The sequence below is a fragment of the Marinovum sp. J2-8 genome (assembly GCF_055808435.1).
This window is the reverse complement of record NZ_JBVVRZ010000001.1, coordinates 877,136-895,114: the sequence shown is the minus strand read 5'-3', so window position 1 is coordinate 895,114 and position 17,979 is coordinate 877,136. Positions and strand designations below refer to the sequence as shown.

Here is a 17,979-nt window from a genome sequence, read left to right as displayed (position 1 = left end):
CTGAGGTGAGGTGAGAAATTGGTGAGTAAAATGCGGCTGATTTGCCCGAATTGCGATGCCCATTACGAAGTCCCCGACGATGTCATCCCGCCGGAAGGCCGGGATGTGCAATGTTCGAGCTGTGGCAATACCTGGTTTCAACCGCCCGCCGGTGTCGAGGACCCAGAGGAAATCGCGCCTGCGCAAGATCGCGGGCCGGATGATGACCCCGTTGGCGCGCCCGTCGATGGCCCGGAAGACATGCCGGAGCGTCAGCCCGACATTAACCATGATGAAGCACCGGAACCGCAGCAGGACCCTGCCACCGATTTGGCAGATGACGACATGCGCGCCGCCCCTGCGCCCTCCGCCCCCGAAATGGCCGATCCCGCTCTGGACGATGAACTGGACGACGAAGACGGCCCCGCCTCACCGCCGCCCAACCCCGCGCTTCAGCCCAATCTTGAACCGCGCCAATTGGACCCTGACATTGCAAGCGTTCTGCGCGAAGAGGCCGCACGTGAAACCCGTGTGCGCGCCGCGGAAATGGGTGCCGTAGAGAGCCAGCCGGACCTCGGCCTTGACGATATGGGCGGATCCGTGCGCCGCGGCGATATCAGCGCCAAAGACGTGCCCGGCCCCGCCGCACACCTACGCGGCCCGAATCTGGCGGCCCCGGCGATGGCTGCCGCGGCTGCCACCAGCTCGCGTCGGGAATTGCTTCCAGATATCGAAGAAATCAATTCCACCCTGCGGTCGACCGATCAACCGCGACACAGTGAAATCAGCGAAGAAATCGCCGCAGAGCCAACCCGCCACGCCCGCAGCAGTTTCAGGCGCGGATTGATGTTGGTGCTTCTCAGCATGACGTTGGCCGTTCTTGCCTATGTCTATGCCGATGTCATTGCCACCAAAGTGCCCGGTATGGCAGCGACGCTGACGTCTTATGTTGACTGGGTTGATGGGCTACGCGGCTGGCTGGATCAAAAGGTTCTGGCCGGGTTGCAATGGCTTGACGGGATAAGCGCAGAAAGCGCCACCCCGACGGAATAATCCCCGACCGTCCTGCACGCCCCGATCATCCTGCGCGCCAATGTCGCTGGTTTCAGGCAACGGCAGGGGATGCCAGATCGACAGGCTTCGGGCGCGATACGCTGTGCGGCATCGGCCAAATGCTCTGACCCCGCACCAAGCTCCAATGCCCTGCCCCCTGACGTGCCGGGGGGCATTTGCGCCGATCATTTGCGATTGTCAGAACCGGTCGAGCAACCGTTCCAGATAGTTGCGTTCGATTTCCGGGCGGTCGCCATCACCGGAACGGCGCCGAATTTCGTCTAACAGCTCACGGGCCCGGCGATAGACATCTTCGCCCTGCAACAGATCTTCGTTGCTGTTGATCGTACCGGAATTGCCAGGATTGCGGCCCAATGGATCCCGCTGCTCCCCCTCGCGCGCACCGGCGGTATCACCCTGCCCGCCCTGTTGGCGCTGTTCCTCGGCCATGGCCTCCCCCAGATTGCGCATGCCTTCGCGCAGGGCCTCCATCGCTTCGGCCTGTTTGTCGAGCGCCTCTGCCAGATCATTGCCGCGCAGCGCCTGTTCGGCACCGTCCATGGCCCGTTCCGCGTCGCGCAGCGCCTGATCCGCCCGTTGGCCCGCTTCACTGCCTTGCCCCGGCAGGCTGCCGCGCTGGCGCTCCAACTCACGGCGCAGGGCCTCTTGCCGGTCGGCAAGCCCACCTTGACCGGGATTTTGACCAGATTGTTGACCGGACTGCCCCTGCTGTTCACCGGATTGACCGCCGTCTTGCTGGCCTTGGCTCTGACCGGGATTCTGGCCGGGGTTCTGGCCCTGCCCCTGACCTTGGCCCTGTTGTTGATGCTGCTGGCCCTGGCCCATTCCGCCGTCGCGGCCTTCATTGCCTTGGCTCTGGCCCTGATTGGCACCGGGGTTGAACTGTTCTTGCAGGTCACGGAAGGCCTGATCCGACAACCCCTGTTGTTCGCGCAGGGTTTCGGCCAGATCATCCATCGCCTGTTGCCCCGGCGATTGCTGGCCCTGTCCCGGCTGGCCCTGGGTGACTTGCATGTTTTCCAGCAATTCCTGCAACTCGCGCATCGCCTGTTCGGCCTCGGCCATGCGGCCCTGCTCCATAAGCTCCTGGATCCGGTCCATCATCGCTTGCAGGTCGTCCTGCGTCATCTGCATCATGTCGTCGGGGTTTTGCGCGGTATCTTGCCCGTCTTCGCCGTTTTGGCGCTGTTCCTGGGCCAACTGCCGCAGATAATCCTGGGTGGCGTCGCGCAGCTCCTGCATCAATTCTGCAATTTCCTGATCCGAAGCGCCGTTTTTCATCGCCTCTGACAGGCGTTCCTGTGCCCGCCGCAATCGTTCCAGCGCATCCGACAGGTCGCCATCTTCCAACAAAACCGCAAGATCCCACATCGCCGCCGCCAATTCGTCGCGCTGGGCCTCTGTCAGGCCCGCCTCGGCATAGGTCTCAAGCTGCCGCTGGATCGTGCGCATCCGCAGATATGGCACCGCAGAGCGGAAAAGTTCGTCAGGCCGATGTGTCACCGCCCGCAGGATCGTCGCGACATCCCCGGCATTTTCACGTGACCACAACAGGGCGCGGCGCTGATCAATGATGGCCGCTGCAAACGGGTCAAAGAAGCGACGGCCGGGCAATGGCAGCGTCAGCACTTCGGGCGCGCTGACCTGATCGAGGTCATCCATGACCCGCAATTCGATGGTCACCGGCAGATTGGCCCAGGCATGTTGCGAGAAGTCTTCGATTAGGGTTTCGCGGAACTCTGCCCGTGATCCGGCGATCGGCAGCGGCAGTGGCACAACCACGGAATCCCGCGGTTCCGGGTCGCGGGCCAGACCATAGCGGCGATCCACCGCCGGCAAATTCAGGGAAATCACTGCCTCGCCCGAGCGCACGCCAAAATCGTCGCTGGCCGCAAAGGGCAAAGACATCTCGCCGCGCGCGGCGCTGGTCATCTCTTCGGTCACCTGAACGCTGGGCGCGACATCTTCGATCAGGGTCACGTCCCAGCTGCGCCCGCCGGGGCCCTCAATGGTCAATGTCCCGCCTTGGAGCACCTGAAAACTTTGCGATGCATCGGCGGCGTCAGGTGATGTCGCATCTGCACCGTCCTGAGACGAGGCAATGGCACGCCCCGACAAGGTCTCTGTCACGGTCAAAGCCCCTGTTTCACCATAAAGCCGCAGTGTAATGCGGCTGCCCTCGGCGACATCCAGCTTCTGCGCCTGCTGATCCGCCAAATACAGCGAGGGCAATCCGGTATAGGCCGGTGGTTCAATCCACCCTTCCCATGTCGGCCCGCCTGCCAGCGCCGCAGCGCCCGGCGCAATTGCCGCCACAGACGACACTTTCCAAAACGATCCGAACAACAGCGCCACCGCCAACCCCAGCACCGCCACATACCGCAGGGCAAAGGGATCACGTTGCGACACCCGCAGGTCCGGCGGCACTGCCCGCGCCTGGGCCGCAAGCTGCGCCATCCGCGCCTGATGCGCCTGCCAGACAGCAACCGATGCGGCATCCCCGCCGCCAATGACCTGAGCATCACGCAGACTTTGCAGGGGGCGCCCCGGCAGCTTGTCATCCAACCGGAGGACCGCCTCTTCCCGGCTGGGCCAGCGAAAGCGCCGCAGTCCAAACCCAAGACAGACCACCCCGGCCAGGGCAAACCCTACGATCAGAACCCAGACCATGGCAGTCGACACCAGGTCCTGTATCCCCAGCATCAACAGCGCCAATGCCACCAAAGCCACAGACCAGAAGGGCCAGAACGCCCGCGTCACCCGCTCCGCCAAAAGGCCGAGATGGGTGAGCGTCAGAGCACCGCGAATATGACGTAGGGACTGAAGATAGCGCGACTGAGGGATGGCATCACTCCGATTTTACCAGCCCCGGCGCACCATAACGCTAGAGCCACTCGGGAATGCTATCCCGATTTATCATTTCGTCAAAGGTCGGACGCGCCCGGATGACAGCAAATTTATCATCCCGGACCAGAACCTCGGGGATCAGGGGGCGTGTGTTGTATTCACTAGCCATCACCGCGCCATAGGCCCCGGCGGAGCGAAATGCCACCAGATCACCGGCCACAAGCGGCGGCATCATCCGGCCCTTGGCAAATGTATCACCGGATTCACAGACCGGACCGACAATGTCGAACGCTGTTTGCTCGACACCCGGCTCCGGCTCGATCACCGGCACGATATCGTGCCAGGCTTCATACATCGCCGGGCGAATCAGATCGTTCATCGCCCCGTCCAGGATCAGAAACTGGCGATCTTCACCCTGTTTCACATAGATCACCTTGGACACCAGAATACCGGCGTTGCCGGCAATCAACCGCCCCGGCTCGATCTCGACCTCACAGCCCAGATGCCCCAATGTATCCTTGATCATCGCGCCATATTCCACCGGCAGCGGCGGGGCCTCGTTCGACCGGGTGTAAGGAATGCCAAGCCCCCCGCCGAGATCCAGCCGCTGGATGTCATGGCCATCGGCGCGCAGCGTCTCGGTCAACTCAGCCACCTTTTGATAGGCCAGCCGGAACGGCGCCAGATCGGTCAGCTGGCTGCCAATATGCACGTCGATGCCAATCACCTTGATCCCCGGCAGGGATGCAGCATGGGCATAGACCTCGCGGGCGCGGCTGATCGGAATGCCGAACTTGTTCTCTGACTTGCCGGTCGCAATCTTGGCATGGGTCTTGGCGTCAACATCCGGGTTGACCCGCACGGTGATCGGCGCCTCAACGCCCAAAGATGTGGCAACCTCGGAAATCACCGCCATTTCAGGCTCGCTCTCGACGTTGAACTGGCGAATCCCACCGGTCAGCGCGGTCCGAATCTCCTCATGGGTCTTGCCAACACCGGAAAACACGATGCGCTCGCCCGGCACACCCGCCGCCCGCGCCCGGGCATATTCACCGCCCGACACCACATCCATGCCCGCCCCGGCTGCGGCCAGGGTCTTGAGGATCGCCTGATTGGACGCCGCCTTCATCGCGTAACACACCAGATGTGGCAGACCGTCCAAAGCCTCATCAAACAGCCGGAAATGGCGCAGCAACGTCGCCGTTGAATAGAGATAGAACGGCGTGCCAACCTCGGCCGCGATATCCGCCACTGGCACATCTTCGGCAAACAATGCGCCGTCACGATAGAGAAAATGATCCAATCTCAGCCTCCGAACGCCACTTGGGCTTCTTCTGTTCAAAAATATCCCGGGGTCCGGGGCAGAGCCCCGAATCCGAACCCTATTTCACGGGCGCCGTTCTCAGAAACAGATAGAGCGGCAATCCGCAAGAAACCCCAATCAAAAAGGTGGCAGGAATCGCCAGAAGCGCGATCCAATTGCGCCGCACCGCGACTTCGGCCAGACACCAGACCGTCAGGGCAACCGCCGCAATCAGCAGATCCCAGGCCAGACCGGTTGTGGCGGCATTGACGGTCCAGGCCGCCGTCAGCCCGCCCAGATCAAACCCATGCGCAACACCCCACTGACCAAGGTACAGCATCGGATGCACCGCGCCCCAGACCGCCAGCGCCAGATAGATCCAGCGCAAAGGAGAGATCCCGCGCATCTGCTAGCCCGCAGAACCGCCGGTCACACCGACCGAGGCCGTGCCTGTCACCGATATGGACACAGGGCCGTCATCCTTTGGACGTTCCGGCGCGCCATCCACACCACAAGCGCCCAGCGCGGCCAGCGCGCCAATCAAAACCAGAACCCGCATCATGCCAAAGCTTCCTTCCAGCGGGCCACCTGTTCGCGCACCCGCACAGGGGCAGTTCCGCCATAAGAGGTCCGCGAGGCTACAGAATTATGCACGCCCAGAACGGCAAACACATCGTCGGTGATGGCCTTATGCACCGACTGCATATCCTCCAGTGACAGATCCGGCAGGTCACAGCCCTTGGACTCGGCCATGCCAACCAAGGCGCCCGTCACATGATGCGCATCCCGGAACGGCATGCCCAGCACCCGCACCAGCCAATCAGCCAGGTCCGTGGCGGTGGAAAACCCGGTGGCCGCAGCAGCCTCGAGACTTTCGCGATTGGCGGTCATATCCTTGACCATGCCCTCCATCGCGGCCAAGGCCAGCATCAGGTTGTCGGCGGCGTCGAAGACCTGTTCCTTGTCTTCCTGCATGTCCTTGGAATAGGCCAGCGGCAGGCCCTTCATCACGGTCATCAGCGCCACATTTGCCCCGAAAATCCGCCCGATCTTGGCGCGGATCAGTTCCGCCGCATCGGGGTTCTTTTTCTGCGGCATGATCGACGAACCGGTGGAAAACCGATCCGACAGCGCCACAAAGCGGAATTGAGCAGAGGACCAGATCACCAGCTCTTCGGCCATCCGGCTAAGATGCATGGCGCAAATCGAGGCCGCACCCAAAAATTCCAGCGCAAAATCCCGGTCGCTGACCGCATCCAGCGAATTGGCCGCAGGCCGGTCAAAGCCCAGCGCCTTTGCCGTCGCATCGCGGTCAATCGGAAAAGAGGTGCCAGCCAACGCCGCGGCGCCAAGCGGGCTTTCATTCATCCGGTTCCGCGCGTCGCGCATGCGCGAACGGTCGCGGGCAAACATTTCGACATAGGCCATCATGTGATGCCCCCATGTCACCGGCTGCGCCACCTGCAAGTGGGTAAAGCCCGGCATCACCCAATCTGCCCCGGCCTCGGCCTGCGCGAGAAGCGCTTGCAAGAGCGCGCCGAGCGCCTGGTCCACGGCATCAAGCTGATCGCGCACCCAAAGTTTGAAATCGGTGGCAACCTGGTCGTTGCGCGACCGCCCGGTGTGCAGCCGTCCGGCAGGTTCGCCGATCACCTCTTTCAGCCGCGCCTCGACATTCATGTGAATGTCTTCCAGCGCGGTCGAAAACGCGAATTCTCCGGCCTCGATCTCTGACAAGATCGTGAGAAGGCCTTCCCGAATTGTCTCTGCATCTTTACCGTCAATGATACCCTGTGCGGCCAGCATCGCTGCATGGGCGCGCGACCCTTCGATATCTTGGGCTGCCATCCGCTGGTCATATCCGATCGAGGCATTGATCGCCTCCATGATCGCATCGGGTCCAGCGGCAAAGCGGCCGCCCCACATCTGGTTTGAGGATTTGTCTGACATGAAGTTCACCCGCCGCGGATTAAATGCACTGATTGTTGGGGGTGCTCTGTATATGGGCTTGGGGGCAAGCGCAAATGCTGCTGACGTCGCCGCGCTGGAAAATCTGCGCACCGGCGACATGAAAAAACTGGTTCTGCACCCCACTCCGGTGGATGTTGCGGTCACCGATTTCACCGATTTCGACGGCGCGCCGCTCAGCCTGACCGATTATCACGGCAAGATCGTCCTGCTGAATTTCTGGGCGACCTGGTGCGGGCCCTGCCGCAAGGAAATGCCGATGCTGTCCGCCTTGCAGAGCGAAATGGGCGGCGATGATTTCGAAGTGGTCACATTGGCGACCGGGCATAATCCTGCACCGGCGATGACGCGCTTCTTTGACAAGATCGGCATCGACAATCTGCCGCTGCACCGCGACCCGAAACAGGCCATTGCCAGAAACATGGCGGTTCTTGGCCTGCCCACCACGGTGATCCTGAACCGCGAAGGCCAGGAAATCGCCCGTCTGACCGGCGATGCCGAATGGGACAGCGAGAGCGCCAAGGCCATTTTGACCGCGATCATTGCCGGGTGAACCACCCGCAAGGGCCACTTTTTTCAGCATTGCGATTTCCTCTGACCGTGCCAATCGGCAACAATTCACCCATTTTTGCCGCAGCGCAGCATTGCTGCACTGCATCTGCAGAAAAATCTGCTATAAATGATGCCAGACCGGTGGACCCGGCCTGATCCAGTCACGCCAACCGTTTGGCGGATTTAGGCAAAACCGGGGAATCGCCCAGGGCACTTGGTATCGGTGTCATGGGCAGCAAAAGGAAAATCGCCATGCGTGTCTCTCTGCAACACGCGCTGGAGACTTGGAAAACTTGTCTCGACGTCGGATCTTTGTCCGCACAGGCGCAAAACGTCATCACCTACCGCAGCCTCGGAATGTTCGGGGGTTGGTCGGTGGCGGATGACGAAGATCAGCGCATGATCACGGAAAAGCCGATGGCATTTTTCAAAGCGAATATCGCGGCCATCCGCGCGCTTCAGGATGGTCAACGCGCCGATCAGGTGACCCAGGCCTGGATCGCCCCCCTGGCCGATGTTGTCGGATCAAATCACACGCGCCTGCAAAACAGCGGCCCCTCGGGCCCCGGCGCGATGTTTACTCTTTCTCGTTAGAACAGGAAAATAACGATGAATCTGCTTGTCAAACAATTCGAAATCTCTGCCGCCTGCATGAAGCTGGCCAATCAGTCGCTGAACAACAACATGCGCCTCGCTCAGGTTCTGATGACCTCGGCGATCGAACAGGCGGCAATGTTTTCGCCGACCCGATTTGCCGTGACAGCACCGGCGAACGTCACCGCCAAAGCGCCTGCCAGCGCCCCGGTCAAAACCGCGACCAAAGCCCCAACCAAGGCGCCGGCGGCGAAACCGGCCGCGAAAACAGCGACCCCCGCGGCCAAACCTGTCGCCAAACCCGCAGCCAAGAAACCGGCGCCTGTGGCGAAAACCGCCGCCGCCCCGGCAGCGAAAGCCCCGGAAAAACCCGCAACGGCGCCCGTCGCCAAGACAGCCACTCCGGCGGCGACACCTGCACCGGTTGCAAAGCCTGTCGAAAAAGCTGCGCCCACGCCTGCGGCGTCCCCTGCCGCTGTCGCCGCGCCAAAACCGGCCACAGCGCCAACCGCCGCGCCAGTTGCGAAAACCACAGCAAACACCACCACAAACACCACAACAAAGGCTGCCACGGACACGGCCCCCAAAGCAGCGCCCAAGCCCGCAGCCAAACCGGCCGCAACAGCGTCGGCAGCCACGACCTCGACGTCCAAAACGGCAACGCCCCCCGCAGCGGGTGCAAAACCGGCGACCCCCAGCCGCAGAACGCGGACACGTCGACCCGCCGCCACATCGACAACAGCCAAGAAAACCACTCCGCCGACAGGTAAATAACCTTTCGGATTTTGGCTTCGGTCACATGGAACGGCAGCTTCACAGAGGCTGCCGTTTTTTGTGGCCTGCTCGGATTTGCCCGGCCCGACGCCGCTGTGTCCCGCCCGCAGACAATGCACCATGGGCAGACGCCTCTCGCGCGGCTCACAAAAGCTTGCACGGCCCCTTCACCGGGGCACACTTGCCCAGATGCCCCTGCGTCACTAAGCTGTCTCATTACATGGGATAGGTTTGGTGCGTGATGCCATTACCCCTACATATCGCTGCCCCCGACAGCGCCACACGTGCTATCGGCCAGGCAGCCCCGCTGCGCCCCGTTGACCGCATATGCAACGTGGCACCCATCGCCCTGCCGGGGCTATTCCGCTGGCGGTTGGCGGTGGCGCTGATATTGGCGGCCTTCCTGCATCTGTGCCTGAGCTTGCCCGCGTCTGCACGCGAGCCGCTGCGCGGGATCGCGCTGGTGATTGGCAATGGCGACTATGAGCACCTTGACCCGCTAGCCAACCCGGAAAACGATGCCGAGGCGGTCGAGGATCTGCTCGATCAACTGGGGTTTGAAACCTATCTGTCGATTGATCGCGACGCCCGTCGGCTACGCCGGGATTTGCAAAACTTCATCGACGACGCGCAAGAGGCCGATGTCGCCCTGCTCTATTATGCGGGTCATGGCATAGAGGCCGGCGGCGAGAATTTTCTGGTGCCCGTCGATGCCGCAACCGAAGCGATCGCCAGCGACATTGGCGGATTGGTGGCGATGAATGCCTTTATCAGCCAGTTGCGGGAAAATGTGCCGGTTGCGGTGATCCTGCTGGATGCCTGTCGCACCAATCCTTTTCCAGAAGATTTGCGATTGCCCCTTCCGGGGCAGCCCCAGCCGGTCGCGGTGTCCGCTGTGGGTTTGTCGCCGCCTGCACGCCCCGGCCCGGATGCCCGTGGCGCGCGGGCATTGAACGCCAGCGGGCCAGCCGGGGTGGAAAATCTGGTGGCCATGGTCGGCTTTGCCGCGGAACCGGGACAGGCAGCGCTGGATGGTGTGCCGGGGGCCAACAGCCCCTATGCCGAGGCGCTCTTGCGTCACTTGGGGGCAGCAAATGGCGCTAATTTCTCGACCGTGATGAGCATCGTCAGCGAAGAAGTCTATTTGAAAACCAAGGGGCACCAACGCCCATGGATCAACCAAAGCCTGCGGCGACAGTTATTTTTTGGCGGGACCAGCGAAATGCGGGATGCCGATACCGCCGCCGTGACCGAAGAACGCCGCGGGCTGTTGGTTCATATCGCCGGGCTGTCCGATGGCCAAAGGGCCACGGTGGAACGGCTGGCCGTGGATCAGGGCGCGCCAATGGATGTGGTTTATGCGGTGATGCGCGCCGCCGGCATTCCCGCCACGGCCCCGCCTTCGGTGGTCGAGGCGAAATTGCGGGCACGGCTGGATGACTTTGCCAATCAACAGGACCGCGCCGCATCGCTTGACAACCCGGACCCGGAAATCCAGCGGCTGACCAAACTTGCGGATGCCGCAGAACTGGAAGGCGCGTTGAACGCTGCCAACCGGTTCCGCGATCAGGCAAAGGCGCGGGTGTCGGACCTGCGCCAGACCCGCGACACGCAAATCGCCGCGTTGAAAGACCGCATTCTGGAAGATGCAGATGTCTTTGCCAAAAGCGCCCGGACAAAACGGCTGCTCAGCAGCTATGCCGCAGCGGCGCAGGATTACGAAACCGCGTTCCGATTGGTCAAAGACTGGGACAGCGATGCGGCGTTTGATTATCGCCGTCGCCAACTCTCAGAGCTATTTGATGCGCACGACAAAATTGGCCTCGACGGGGCCCTGTCACACATGCAGACGGCGGCGCGTCAGGAAATCGAAACGCCGTCGGTGCTGTGGAGCGATCCCAAAAGGCGCGGTTTCTCAAATACCTCGGCCATGCGGCGGCGATCAATTTTCGCAAAACCTCCGATGAAGCCGACTTTGAACAAGCGAAAACCAATTACCAACGGTCGATAGATTTAAACGGTCTTACGGACCCCCGCGAAGCCGGGATGACCCGCCATGATCTTGCCGGGCTGATATTCTATCACGCGGTTGAAACCAAAGCGGTCAGCGACTTTCAAGAGGCCGAAGCGCAATTGAAGGCCGCCAAATCCTTTGTCGACCCCGACAGCGAGCTAGAGGTGCTGATCAAGGACTTCGACCGGACAATCACCACCTTTGGCCGGGACACGCCAGAGACCGACGCCGTGCTGAACAAGCTGAAGACCCTGCTGACGGCCAGCGGCGGCACACAACGGTTCGAAGATCTCGCCCAGATCCTCGGGCTTGAGGCGGTGATTTCCGCCAATCTCGCGATAACAACAGAGACCGACAAAAACGAACAACGGGCGATCGACCTTTATGGGGTTGCCGCAAAAATGCACAAGGCAAACAGCGATTTTTCGTCCTTTGCCCTGACCGTGACCAACCGGGGCAATCTGCATATGCGCCGCGCCGCACGGGGGATTTCCGACGCCGCCGCGCTGGCCTTTGCCGACTATTCCGAGGCGCTGACCGCCATATCGCCCGAGACCGATCCGGTACGGTTTTCCACCGCCTATGATGCGCTTCTGGATGTGGTGTTTCAGAACGCCGACCAATTCAACACCAACGACCTGATGCAGGTGGTCAGCTTTGGTCAAGCCTGGCGGTCGCAATCGTCCAACCTGGCCTTGGAAAGCCAAATTCAGTCGTTCGAGAACAGCCTCGCGCGGCTGCACCATCGCCGGGGGCTGGATAGCAGCGACCCACAAGCCTATGAAACCGCGCTGGAATGGTATCATAAATTCCAGAAATCGGTGACTGTCGGCTCTGCCGATGATGCGGTGGCGCAGTTCAATATCGGCCTGGCGCAGTTCGAGGTTGGCCTCCTGACCGATGATCTTGCCGTGCTGCATCAAGCGGTGGACCGGTTCACAGCCGCAGAAGCGATTTATGGCACCCATGCGCGCGCGTCCGATGCGCTGCAATCGCTGATGGAGCGCGGTCGGCTGCGGCATGAAATTGCCCTGCGCAGCAATGACATCGCCGACTACGAGGCCGCATTGGCCGACTATCTGCGCGCCCGCGACATGGCCCCGGACGACACAAGCGCCGCCCATCTTGCCGATCTGCATTACAACGCCGCCGTGATGCGCAACACAATTGCGCTCCACCACGAAGACGTCACAGGATTGAATCTGGCGGCGCAGGATTTTCAAAAATCTGCCGCGTTCTACACCATCGCAAAGCTGCCGGATGACGCGTTGACCGCGCAATTCGACGCGGCAAGAATGCTGCATGACACCGGGTATTTGACCAATGACATCGCGACCTACAAAGCCGCGGCGCAGGCCTATCAGATGGTCTTGAATGATCCCGGCGCCCTGTCGGATGAGCGGCAATTCTTTGTTCAGCTCAATCTGGGCTATGCCCTTCAGGATATTCACCGGCTTGATCCAACTGCCGATGTTCTGAACACGGCGGTCGCGCATTTCGAAAGCGCGATGGCGCTTGTGCTGGCCAATGGCGCGGTTGCCGACCCCGCACAATGGGACAACAGACCCGCGCTGGAGGCTGATGCACGGTCGGCGCTAGCCGCCGCGACCTTCACCCTCGGCGAAACCCTTGGCGACAGCCCGGTTTTGCGCGCCGCTGCTGACCTTTACCGCGAGATTGCAGCAGGCACCGCACAGGATAGCGCTGCACAGGCCAGCGCGCTGAACTCTGCGGCCTACGCGCTTGTTCTGGCGCATCGCTTATCAGCGGACAGTGCCGCCCTGACCGTGGCCATTGACCACGCCGAACGCGCGCTGGCGCTGGCCCACACATTATCTGACGACCATATCGTGCCGTTTGTTCAGGGCACGTTATGCGATGCTTTGATCGAACAATCGTTGCTTGCCAAGGATCCCGCGCTGGCGGAACGTGCATTGCCCTATTGTCAAAGAAGCCTCGACACCTTTCGCGCCCTGGAATTTGACGTGCCTTTGCGTCTTGCCGAAACCTCTTTGCAAAAAGCAGAAGCGGCGCGGTTTCAGACCCGGGACTGAGACTTGGTGCATTTGATGATCCGCTGGGGATTTTGGCAATCGCGGGCATCAGCCAAGGCCAGAATGCCGGCCCACGACGGTAGCGGAGTTGCCTGCGCCCTGCACCGCGCCCGGAACGACAGCGGGGTGAATTGCCGGGGGCATTTCACGCGAAATCAAAACATTAGGTTTGAACGCCGATCACGCAAGAGGCCAGACAACATCGGGGTCATCATGCGGCTAATCTTGGGTGAGTGGCGGACCGAGGAGGACGGCCACAAGCATTGATTTCATTAGGTAAATTGTCAAAAAGTGTAAATTTTAAGGTCTATACAGATCAATGGGTTAGAATGCGCGGTGTAAAATCCCCGCAGCCTCCTGCTCACCATCGGACACCTGCACGGAACTGCTGATACAGTCGTTGCCGCTGCTTTCTATAGGCGCTGAGAAAAAGAGTAAGTAGCAAGCCATCGCGGATACTAAAACAGGCAAGAACAGGTGCCAGACATATACTTCGACGAAACCCAACACCCGTATCCGCTTGCGAAAAGCCTCTTGCTCGCCGATCACGCCTCTGATCTCATTCAAGTTCTCCTGTATAGAATCAAGACTTCGAAGTTTTGGCCTTCAGCACGCTTGTGATCTTTGACCATTTTATCAAGGTAGAACAAACTATCCTCCACACGATCGTAGGTTAGATGCCGCTCTCCCCTCATGAAGCCGAGCTCCCACTTGGAGTATGCTAAAAAATCTGTAGACCAGTTTATAATGTGATTAAGAAACGCGCCAACAATCGCAAAGAGAACTCCAATTTTAAATGTTAAAACTTCAATATCAACACCGCCAATAGCCAATTGCGAGACGTCAGAACCGCCAAGCAGAATTGCCAGCACCCCCCCAGATATCATCAAAACAGAGCGAAAAGATCGATGGGTTTGTTGAGAGATAGCATCCACACCTTTAAATCGAGCCATTGAGGAAATTCCTTTCTACTGCGCCTAAATAAATGCGCGACCCACTGTCCGGGCATCCTGCGGGGACGAAATCTCTGTCGCGCCGTTCGAATTTAACAAAACCTTCGGAGCACGCGAACTCCAACTCAGGAGGACACCGGTTGACGGCGCCGCGAAGTACCGTATCCACCGGCTGCTAACCTACTTCAAGACCTTGATCACCTCTATCCTTGCGACGCAGCGCCGTTCCATGCGTGTTGCCGGGCAGTGCGTTTGCCAAGAACTGCGGCGCGGCCAAATTTCCGCTCACCGCCCACAAAAAAGCGCTCCTCAGTTGGACGGTTTGGCCGGGGCGGTCGCAACCAAAATCCACCGAACGAAATGGGCCGGGACAGGGCGTAGGTGGTCAAGGTATTCGACCAAGATGTGCCGCCATTTCTCCCCGTCACTCATGGCGTTAAACGCCTCAATCTCCGCATCATCCATGCCGTCGCTCCTTTACTGGACTCTGTTCTTTCCGAGGCCGATCCCCTTTTAGATTACTGGAAACCATCACGCACCTGCCGCGCCGCCTCGGGCGTGTCTGCCGCGAAGACGTTTGAGCCGAGCGGGTGAAGATAGCCTGTTGGATACATCCAGACGCCGGTGATAGGCGTTCGCTTTCCCTCCACTTCGACCACCATGCATTCGGGATCTATGGCAGACCGCCCCTTCACAGTGACGCGCCGAGGAATATCCTCACTTGTCCAGAGTACCGACATGCTTTGCACCTCAGGTGGTATCATCAGGATATGGCGCGTTCAGCGCCCCTTGCAGTATCAGCCCCATGCCTTCTCTCCTTTTTCATACCCGCGCGTCTCGCTTCATGCGATCGCGCTCATATTCTGCTACATCCTCGATCCGGTTCGCGTAGCAATGTCGTAGAGGCATCAGCCACGCCGAACACGGTCCCGTGCCGTTAAGCCTGCAAGTGCATTTGCCGTCCGTTAGATCGTCACAGACTCGCCAAGCATCAGTCCGTCGCGGCTTCCAAACCTTGACTTGACCCCGTGTCGGCACAGACCTTGCTCCTACTTGGATTAGTGCCGATGCCCGCAGGACAGACAGCACTCCGTTTCAGCATCAAAGGCGGTTGATTTGCAGGCCGCGATTTCCCGCCGCCGCTTCGCCGCAGCATTTTGTATCTGCCCCGCCTCGATTTCTTGCCGCTCTTGGTGTGCGTCAATGGCCTCGGCGGATTGCCCGCCATACCCATCATCCCAGCCGCGCCCATAGTTTGCCATGCCCTTGCTCCTTATTCAGACTGCGCCGCGCGGTCGCGCGACATTTGACGGATCGTGCGACCACCGGGAATTGCCACGCGCCGGAATGGCCCGCCACCGCCCGCCGAGAAGGCGTCTCGGTCCTCGCGGGTGCAAAAACCTTGCAGGCCGCTTTCAGGTTCGCCCGGTGTCCACCAGCGCCACCCGTTTTCGCCGTGTTGCTTGGGGGTTTCATCAAATGGCATCGCATCCGCTCCTGTTTAAGACACCAGCCAGACCAGCAACCAGAGGGGCCACAACGCCCCGACGGCAAAACCGATGATGATGTATAGCGCCAAGATTGCGTCACCCATGCCTTCTCTCCTTATTTGGACTGGCGGGGGTGCCCGCTTCCGGTGGCGAACTCCCCCAAGGATATCAGCACAACTAAGCCGGGGATGATATCCATGCCTTTGCTCCTGCACTGGACCGGCGCCAGGATCAGCGATGCTGTGTTGATCGGGCCGGGCATGGTCGGCAGGGATGGCGTGCTGGCCTATCGCCAGGGCAAAACCGGCGGTGCGGCCTATGTGCCATGGACTTGCGCCCTGCCCGACTATGCCAAAGGCATGGAACCTGACCGCGACATGATGCACCGCGCGCTGGCCGCAATGCAGCAAGAGCAAATGACGCTCCTCGCGACGGCCCGTGGCGTCACCAGATCCGACAAGGCCCTAGGCACGATGATCCGCGAAGCCGCGATCGACGCCAAAGTCGCCAAAACCGCGCACGGGCTGAGAAAAAGCCGCGCGGTGTCACTGGCCGAATCCGGCGCGACCACGCTGCAAATCGGCGCATGGACCGGCCACACAACGCTGAAGGAAATCTCGCACTACACCGAAAGCATGGACCGACGCCGGGCGGTGACCGGAACGGAACAGAGACAGAACGTTGTAAAAAGTTCCGGACAAGGTGTAAAATCTGGATAAATACCCTGCAAAATCAATTCGTTACGAGCAGGGTGGCGGACCGAGGAGGATTCGAACCCCCGACCCCCTGATTCGTAGTCAGGTACTCTATCCAGCTGAGCTATCGGTCCGTGGAGGCGGGGTTTAAGTCAGGTTCGGAACCTTTGCAAGAGCGAAAGTGGCAGTTTTTACAATTCTTTGCGCGACAGTTCAAAATAGCGCCGCGCGGCGGTTCCAGAATGGCTGCACAGCCGTTTCGGAACGCGCTGCGTGGCGGTTTAGATATCGCTGCGGCAGGTCTAGATATCGCTGCGCGGCAGGCAGATTTCAAAAACCGTACCGGTGTCGTCGCTGCGTTTCAGCTCCATCGTGCCGCCATGGCCGCGGATCAGCTCTGCGGCGATCGCCAACCCCAGCCCGCTGCCACCCTTGCGCACACCGCCCTGAAACGCCTTGAACAGATGCTCTTTGGCGCGGGGTGGCAGGCCGGGGCCGGTGTCGGTGACCCGAATCAACCAGACGTCTTCATATTCCTCGCCACAGATGTTGATTTCGCCGCCCTTGCCGGTCGCCATGATCGCCTGGCGTGCATTGCGCACAAGATTGGACAGCACGCGGAACAATTGTTCACTGTCAGACCGCAGTTGCAGCGTGGCGGGGACGTCTTCGGAAAAGCTGAGGTCATATTCGCCAATGGCCAGACGCTCGCTTTCCACCACGTCGCTGACCAATTCCGCCAGCGGGATTGGTGACAGCTCCGGTGTTGGTTCCTCTGCGCGGCCAAAGGCCAGGGTATTTTCGCAGAGCGTCACCGCGCGGGTGATGGATTTCACCAGTTTCGGCGCCAGCCGTTTGACGCCCGGATCTTCGGACATTTCAATCCGGTCCGCGAACAATTGCGCCGAGGTCAGGATATTGCGCAAATCATGGCTGATACGGGCCACCGCCCCGCCCAATTGCGCCAAACGTTCCTTTTGTTTCAGCGACTGGGTCAGTTCGGTTTCCAGCGATTTCAGCGCCTCCTCGGCTTCGCGCAACTCGCGCACCCCGGCAGAGGGCTGGATGATCCGGCGGCCATCCTCTGGCGCGGCGGCATAGGCCGCCATCTGGCCGACAACCCGTTTGATCGGTTTGACCAGAAACACCCGCACCGCCAGGAACAACAGAAACGCCGTCGCAATCGAGATCACCGCCGACAGGAACAATATCCGCAGGCCATAGTCGATCATCGCCATGCGCAGCGGCGCGGTGTCCATCGACACCTCAATCAGCAACCCGGCATCCCGCAACGGGTTACCGATCACCCGAATGATCCGTGGTGTTGGGTCCAACAGTCGGCGCTGTGCGTCCAGAATCAGCGTCAACGCCGAAGCATCGCGCAGATCAAAGGTTGCATCAATTGGTCCCGGCATCGGGGACGACAGGATCAGCTGGCGCGCCTCGTTGCGGCGCAGCACGACGTTATAGACCCCGGCATTGCGCAGCAATTCCTCTTCCAGGTCCATATCAATCACGTCGTTGGCCAAAAGCGACAAGGATGCGATCTGGGCCCTTTCCAGATGGCCCAGCAAATAATCCTCGCGATAGCGCGCCACCGACGGAACAAAAACCAGCACCTCCGCCAACATGACGAAGACAGTTGTAAGGATCAGGAAACGCCCCGACAGCGAATTGAGCAT

At 60.4% G+C, this 17,979-nt stretch carries 19 protein-coding genes and 1 tRNA gene; 6 read left to right on the top strand and 14 right to left on the bottom strand.

Features of this window, described 5'->3' with window-relative positions; genetic code table 11:
- The first annotated feature begins 30 nt into the window (after positions 1-30).
- A complete protein-coding gene (locus tag AC0L4F_RS04515) occupies positions 31-1,032 on the top strand; it encodes a zinc-ribbon domain-containing protein (RefSeq protein WP_244685791.1) in 1,002 nt (333 codons plus the stop codon).
- Between the two features lie 198 nt (positions 1,033-1,230).
- Here the strand turns inward: AC0L4F_RS04515 and AC0L4F_RS04510 are convergent, their stop codons facing one another.
- The 5 genes from AC0L4F_RS04510 to argH all read right to left on the bottom strand — a co-directional run bounded on the left by AC0L4F_RS04510 (position 1,231) and on the right by argH (position 7,153).
- Entirely contained in the window at positions 1,231-3,897 is a 2,667-nt protein-coding gene (locus AC0L4F_RS04510) for a TIGR02302 family protein (protein WP_348524066.1), read from the bottom strand.
- Between the two features lie 40 nt (positions 3,898-3,937).
- Positions 3,938-5,203: a diaminopimelate decarboxylase gene (lysA, locus tag AC0L4F_RS04505; protein WP_244685786.1), complete on the bottom strand. Its 1,266-nt coding sequence runs from the start codon at positions 5,201-5,203 to the stop codon at positions 3,938-3,940.
- A 79-nt stretch (positions 5,204-5,282) separates the two neighbouring features.
- A complete protein-coding gene (locus AC0L4F_RS04500; RefSeq protein WP_244686346.1) occupies positions 5,283-5,600 on the bottom strand; it encodes a DUF2834 domain-containing protein in 318 nt (105 codons plus the stop codon).
- 12 nt (positions 5,601-5,612) lie between these two features.
- Positions 5,613-5,765 carry an argininosuccinate lyase gene (locus AC0L4F_RS04495; RefSeq protein ID WP_244685784.1) on the bottom strand — a complete coding sequence of 51 codons (153 nt, stop codon included), beginning with the start codon at positions 5,763-5,765 and terminating at the stop codon, positions 5,613-5,615.
- Positions 5,762-7,153, bottom strand: coding sequence for an argininosuccinate lyase (argH, locus tag AC0L4F_RS04490; RefSeq protein ID WP_244685782.1), 1,392 nt, complete (start codon positions 7,151-7,153; stop codon positions 5,762-5,764). The genes AC0L4F_RS04495 and argH overlap by 4 nt, the downstream gene beginning before the upstream one ends.
- On the opposite strand from argH, the gene AC0L4F_RS04485 reads away from it, so the two are divergent.
- Positions 7,152-7,724, top strand: a complete 573-nt coding sequence (locus AC0L4F_RS04485; RefSeq protein WP_244685780.1) for a TlpA family protein disulfide reductase — start codon at positions 7,152-7,154, stop codon at positions 7,722-7,724. The two genes, argH and AC0L4F_RS04485, sit on opposite strands and share 2 nt — an antisense overlap.
- Positions 7,725-7,975: 251 nt before the next feature.
- Complete coding sequence (locus AC0L4F_RS04480) at positions 7,976-8,317, top strand: antifreeze protein (RefSeq protein ID WP_244685778.1); 342 nt, start codon at positions 7,976-7,978, stop codon at positions 8,315-8,317.
- Positions 8,318-8,418: 101 nt separating this feature from the next.
- Here AC0L4F_RS04480 and AC0L4F_RS04475 read toward each other — a convergent pair whose 3' ends face one another.
- Positions 8,419-9,063, bottom strand: coding sequence for a hypothetical protein (locus tag AC0L4F_RS04475; protein ID WP_244685776.1), 645 nt, complete (start codon positions 9,061-9,063; stop codon positions 8,419-8,421).
- 269 nt (positions 9,064-9,332) lie between these two features.
- On the opposite strand from AC0L4F_RS04475, the gene AC0L4F_RS04470 reads away from it, so the two are divergent.
- Together AC0L4F_RS04470 and AC0L4F_RS04465 are read left to right on the top strand one after the other, a co-directional pair.
- On the top strand, positions 9,333-11,102 hold the full coding sequence (locus tag AC0L4F_RS04470) for a caspase family protein (RefSeq protein WP_244685774.1): 1,770 nt from the start codon (positions 9,333-9,335) through the stop codon (positions 11,100-11,102).
- Between the two features lie 35 nt (positions 11,103-11,137).
- Positions 11,138-13,159, top strand: a complete 2,022-nt coding sequence (locus AC0L4F_RS04465) for a hypothetical protein (protein ID WP_244685772.1) — start codon at positions 11,138-11,140, stop codon at positions 13,157-13,159.
- A gap of 324 nt (positions 13,160-13,483) precedes the next feature.
- Here AC0L4F_RS04465 and AC0L4F_RS04460 read toward each other — a convergent pair whose 3' ends face one another.
- The 6 genes from AC0L4F_RS04460 to AC0L4F_RS04435 form a co-directional block, all read right to left on the bottom strand.
- A complete protein-coding gene (locus AC0L4F_RS04460) occupies positions 13,484-13,726 on the bottom strand; it encodes a hypothetical protein (RefSeq protein ID WP_244685769.1) in 243 nt (80 codons plus the stop codon).
- Positions 13,723-14,112 (bottom strand): hypothetical protein, encoded by a 390-nt coding sequence (locus tag AC0L4F_RS04455; RefSeq protein ID WP_244685767.1) that lies wholly within the window; start codon positions 14,110-14,112, stop codon positions 13,723-13,725. The genes AC0L4F_RS04460 and AC0L4F_RS04455 overlap by 4 nt, the downstream gene beginning before the upstream one ends.
- Before the next feature lie 309 nt (positions 14,113-14,421).
- Positions 14,422-14,577 (bottom strand): hypothetical protein, encoded by a 156-nt coding sequence (locus tag AC0L4F_RS04450; protein ID WP_244685765.1) that lies wholly within the window; start codon positions 14,575-14,577, stop codon positions 14,422-14,424.
- A gap of 53 nt (positions 14,578-14,630) precedes the next feature.
- A complete protein-coding gene (locus AC0L4F_RS04445; protein WP_244685763.1) occupies positions 14,631-14,852 on the bottom strand; it encodes a hypothetical protein in 222 nt (73 codons plus the stop codon).
- A gap of 318 nt (positions 14,853-15,170) precedes the next feature.
- The gene (locus AC0L4F_RS04440; protein ID WP_244685761.1) at positions 15,171-15,374 is read right to left on the bottom strand and encodes a hypothetical protein; all 204 of its coding nucleotides are present in this window, start codon (positions 15,372-15,374) and stop codon (positions 15,171-15,173) included.
- A gap of 11 nt (positions 15,375-15,385) precedes the next feature.
- On the bottom strand, positions 15,386-15,598 hold the full coding sequence (locus AC0L4F_RS04435) for a hypothetical protein (RefSeq protein WP_244685759.1): 213 nt from the start codon (positions 15,596-15,598) through the stop codon (positions 15,386-15,388).
- Between the two features lie 201 nt (positions 15,599-15,799).
- On the opposite strand from AC0L4F_RS04435, the gene AC0L4F_RS04430 reads away from it, so the two are divergent.
- Complete coding sequence (locus AC0L4F_RS04430; RefSeq protein WP_244685757.1) at positions 15,800-16,321, top strand: tyrosine-type recombinase/integrase; 522 nt, start codon at positions 15,800-15,802, stop codon at positions 16,319-16,321.
- A 33-nt stretch (positions 16,322-16,354) separates the two neighbouring features.
- Here AC0L4F_RS04430 and AC0L4F_RS04425 read toward each other — a convergent pair.
- Positions 16,355-16,431 (bottom strand) — tRNA-Arg (locus tag AC0L4F_RS04425).
- 168 nt (positions 16,432-16,599) lie between these two features.
- Positions 16,600-17,979 carry a sensor histidine kinase gene (locus AC0L4F_RS04420; RefSeq protein WP_244685755.1) on the bottom strand — a complete coding sequence of 460 codons (1,380 nt, stop codon included), beginning with the start codon at positions 17,977-17,979 and terminating at the stop codon, positions 16,600-16,602.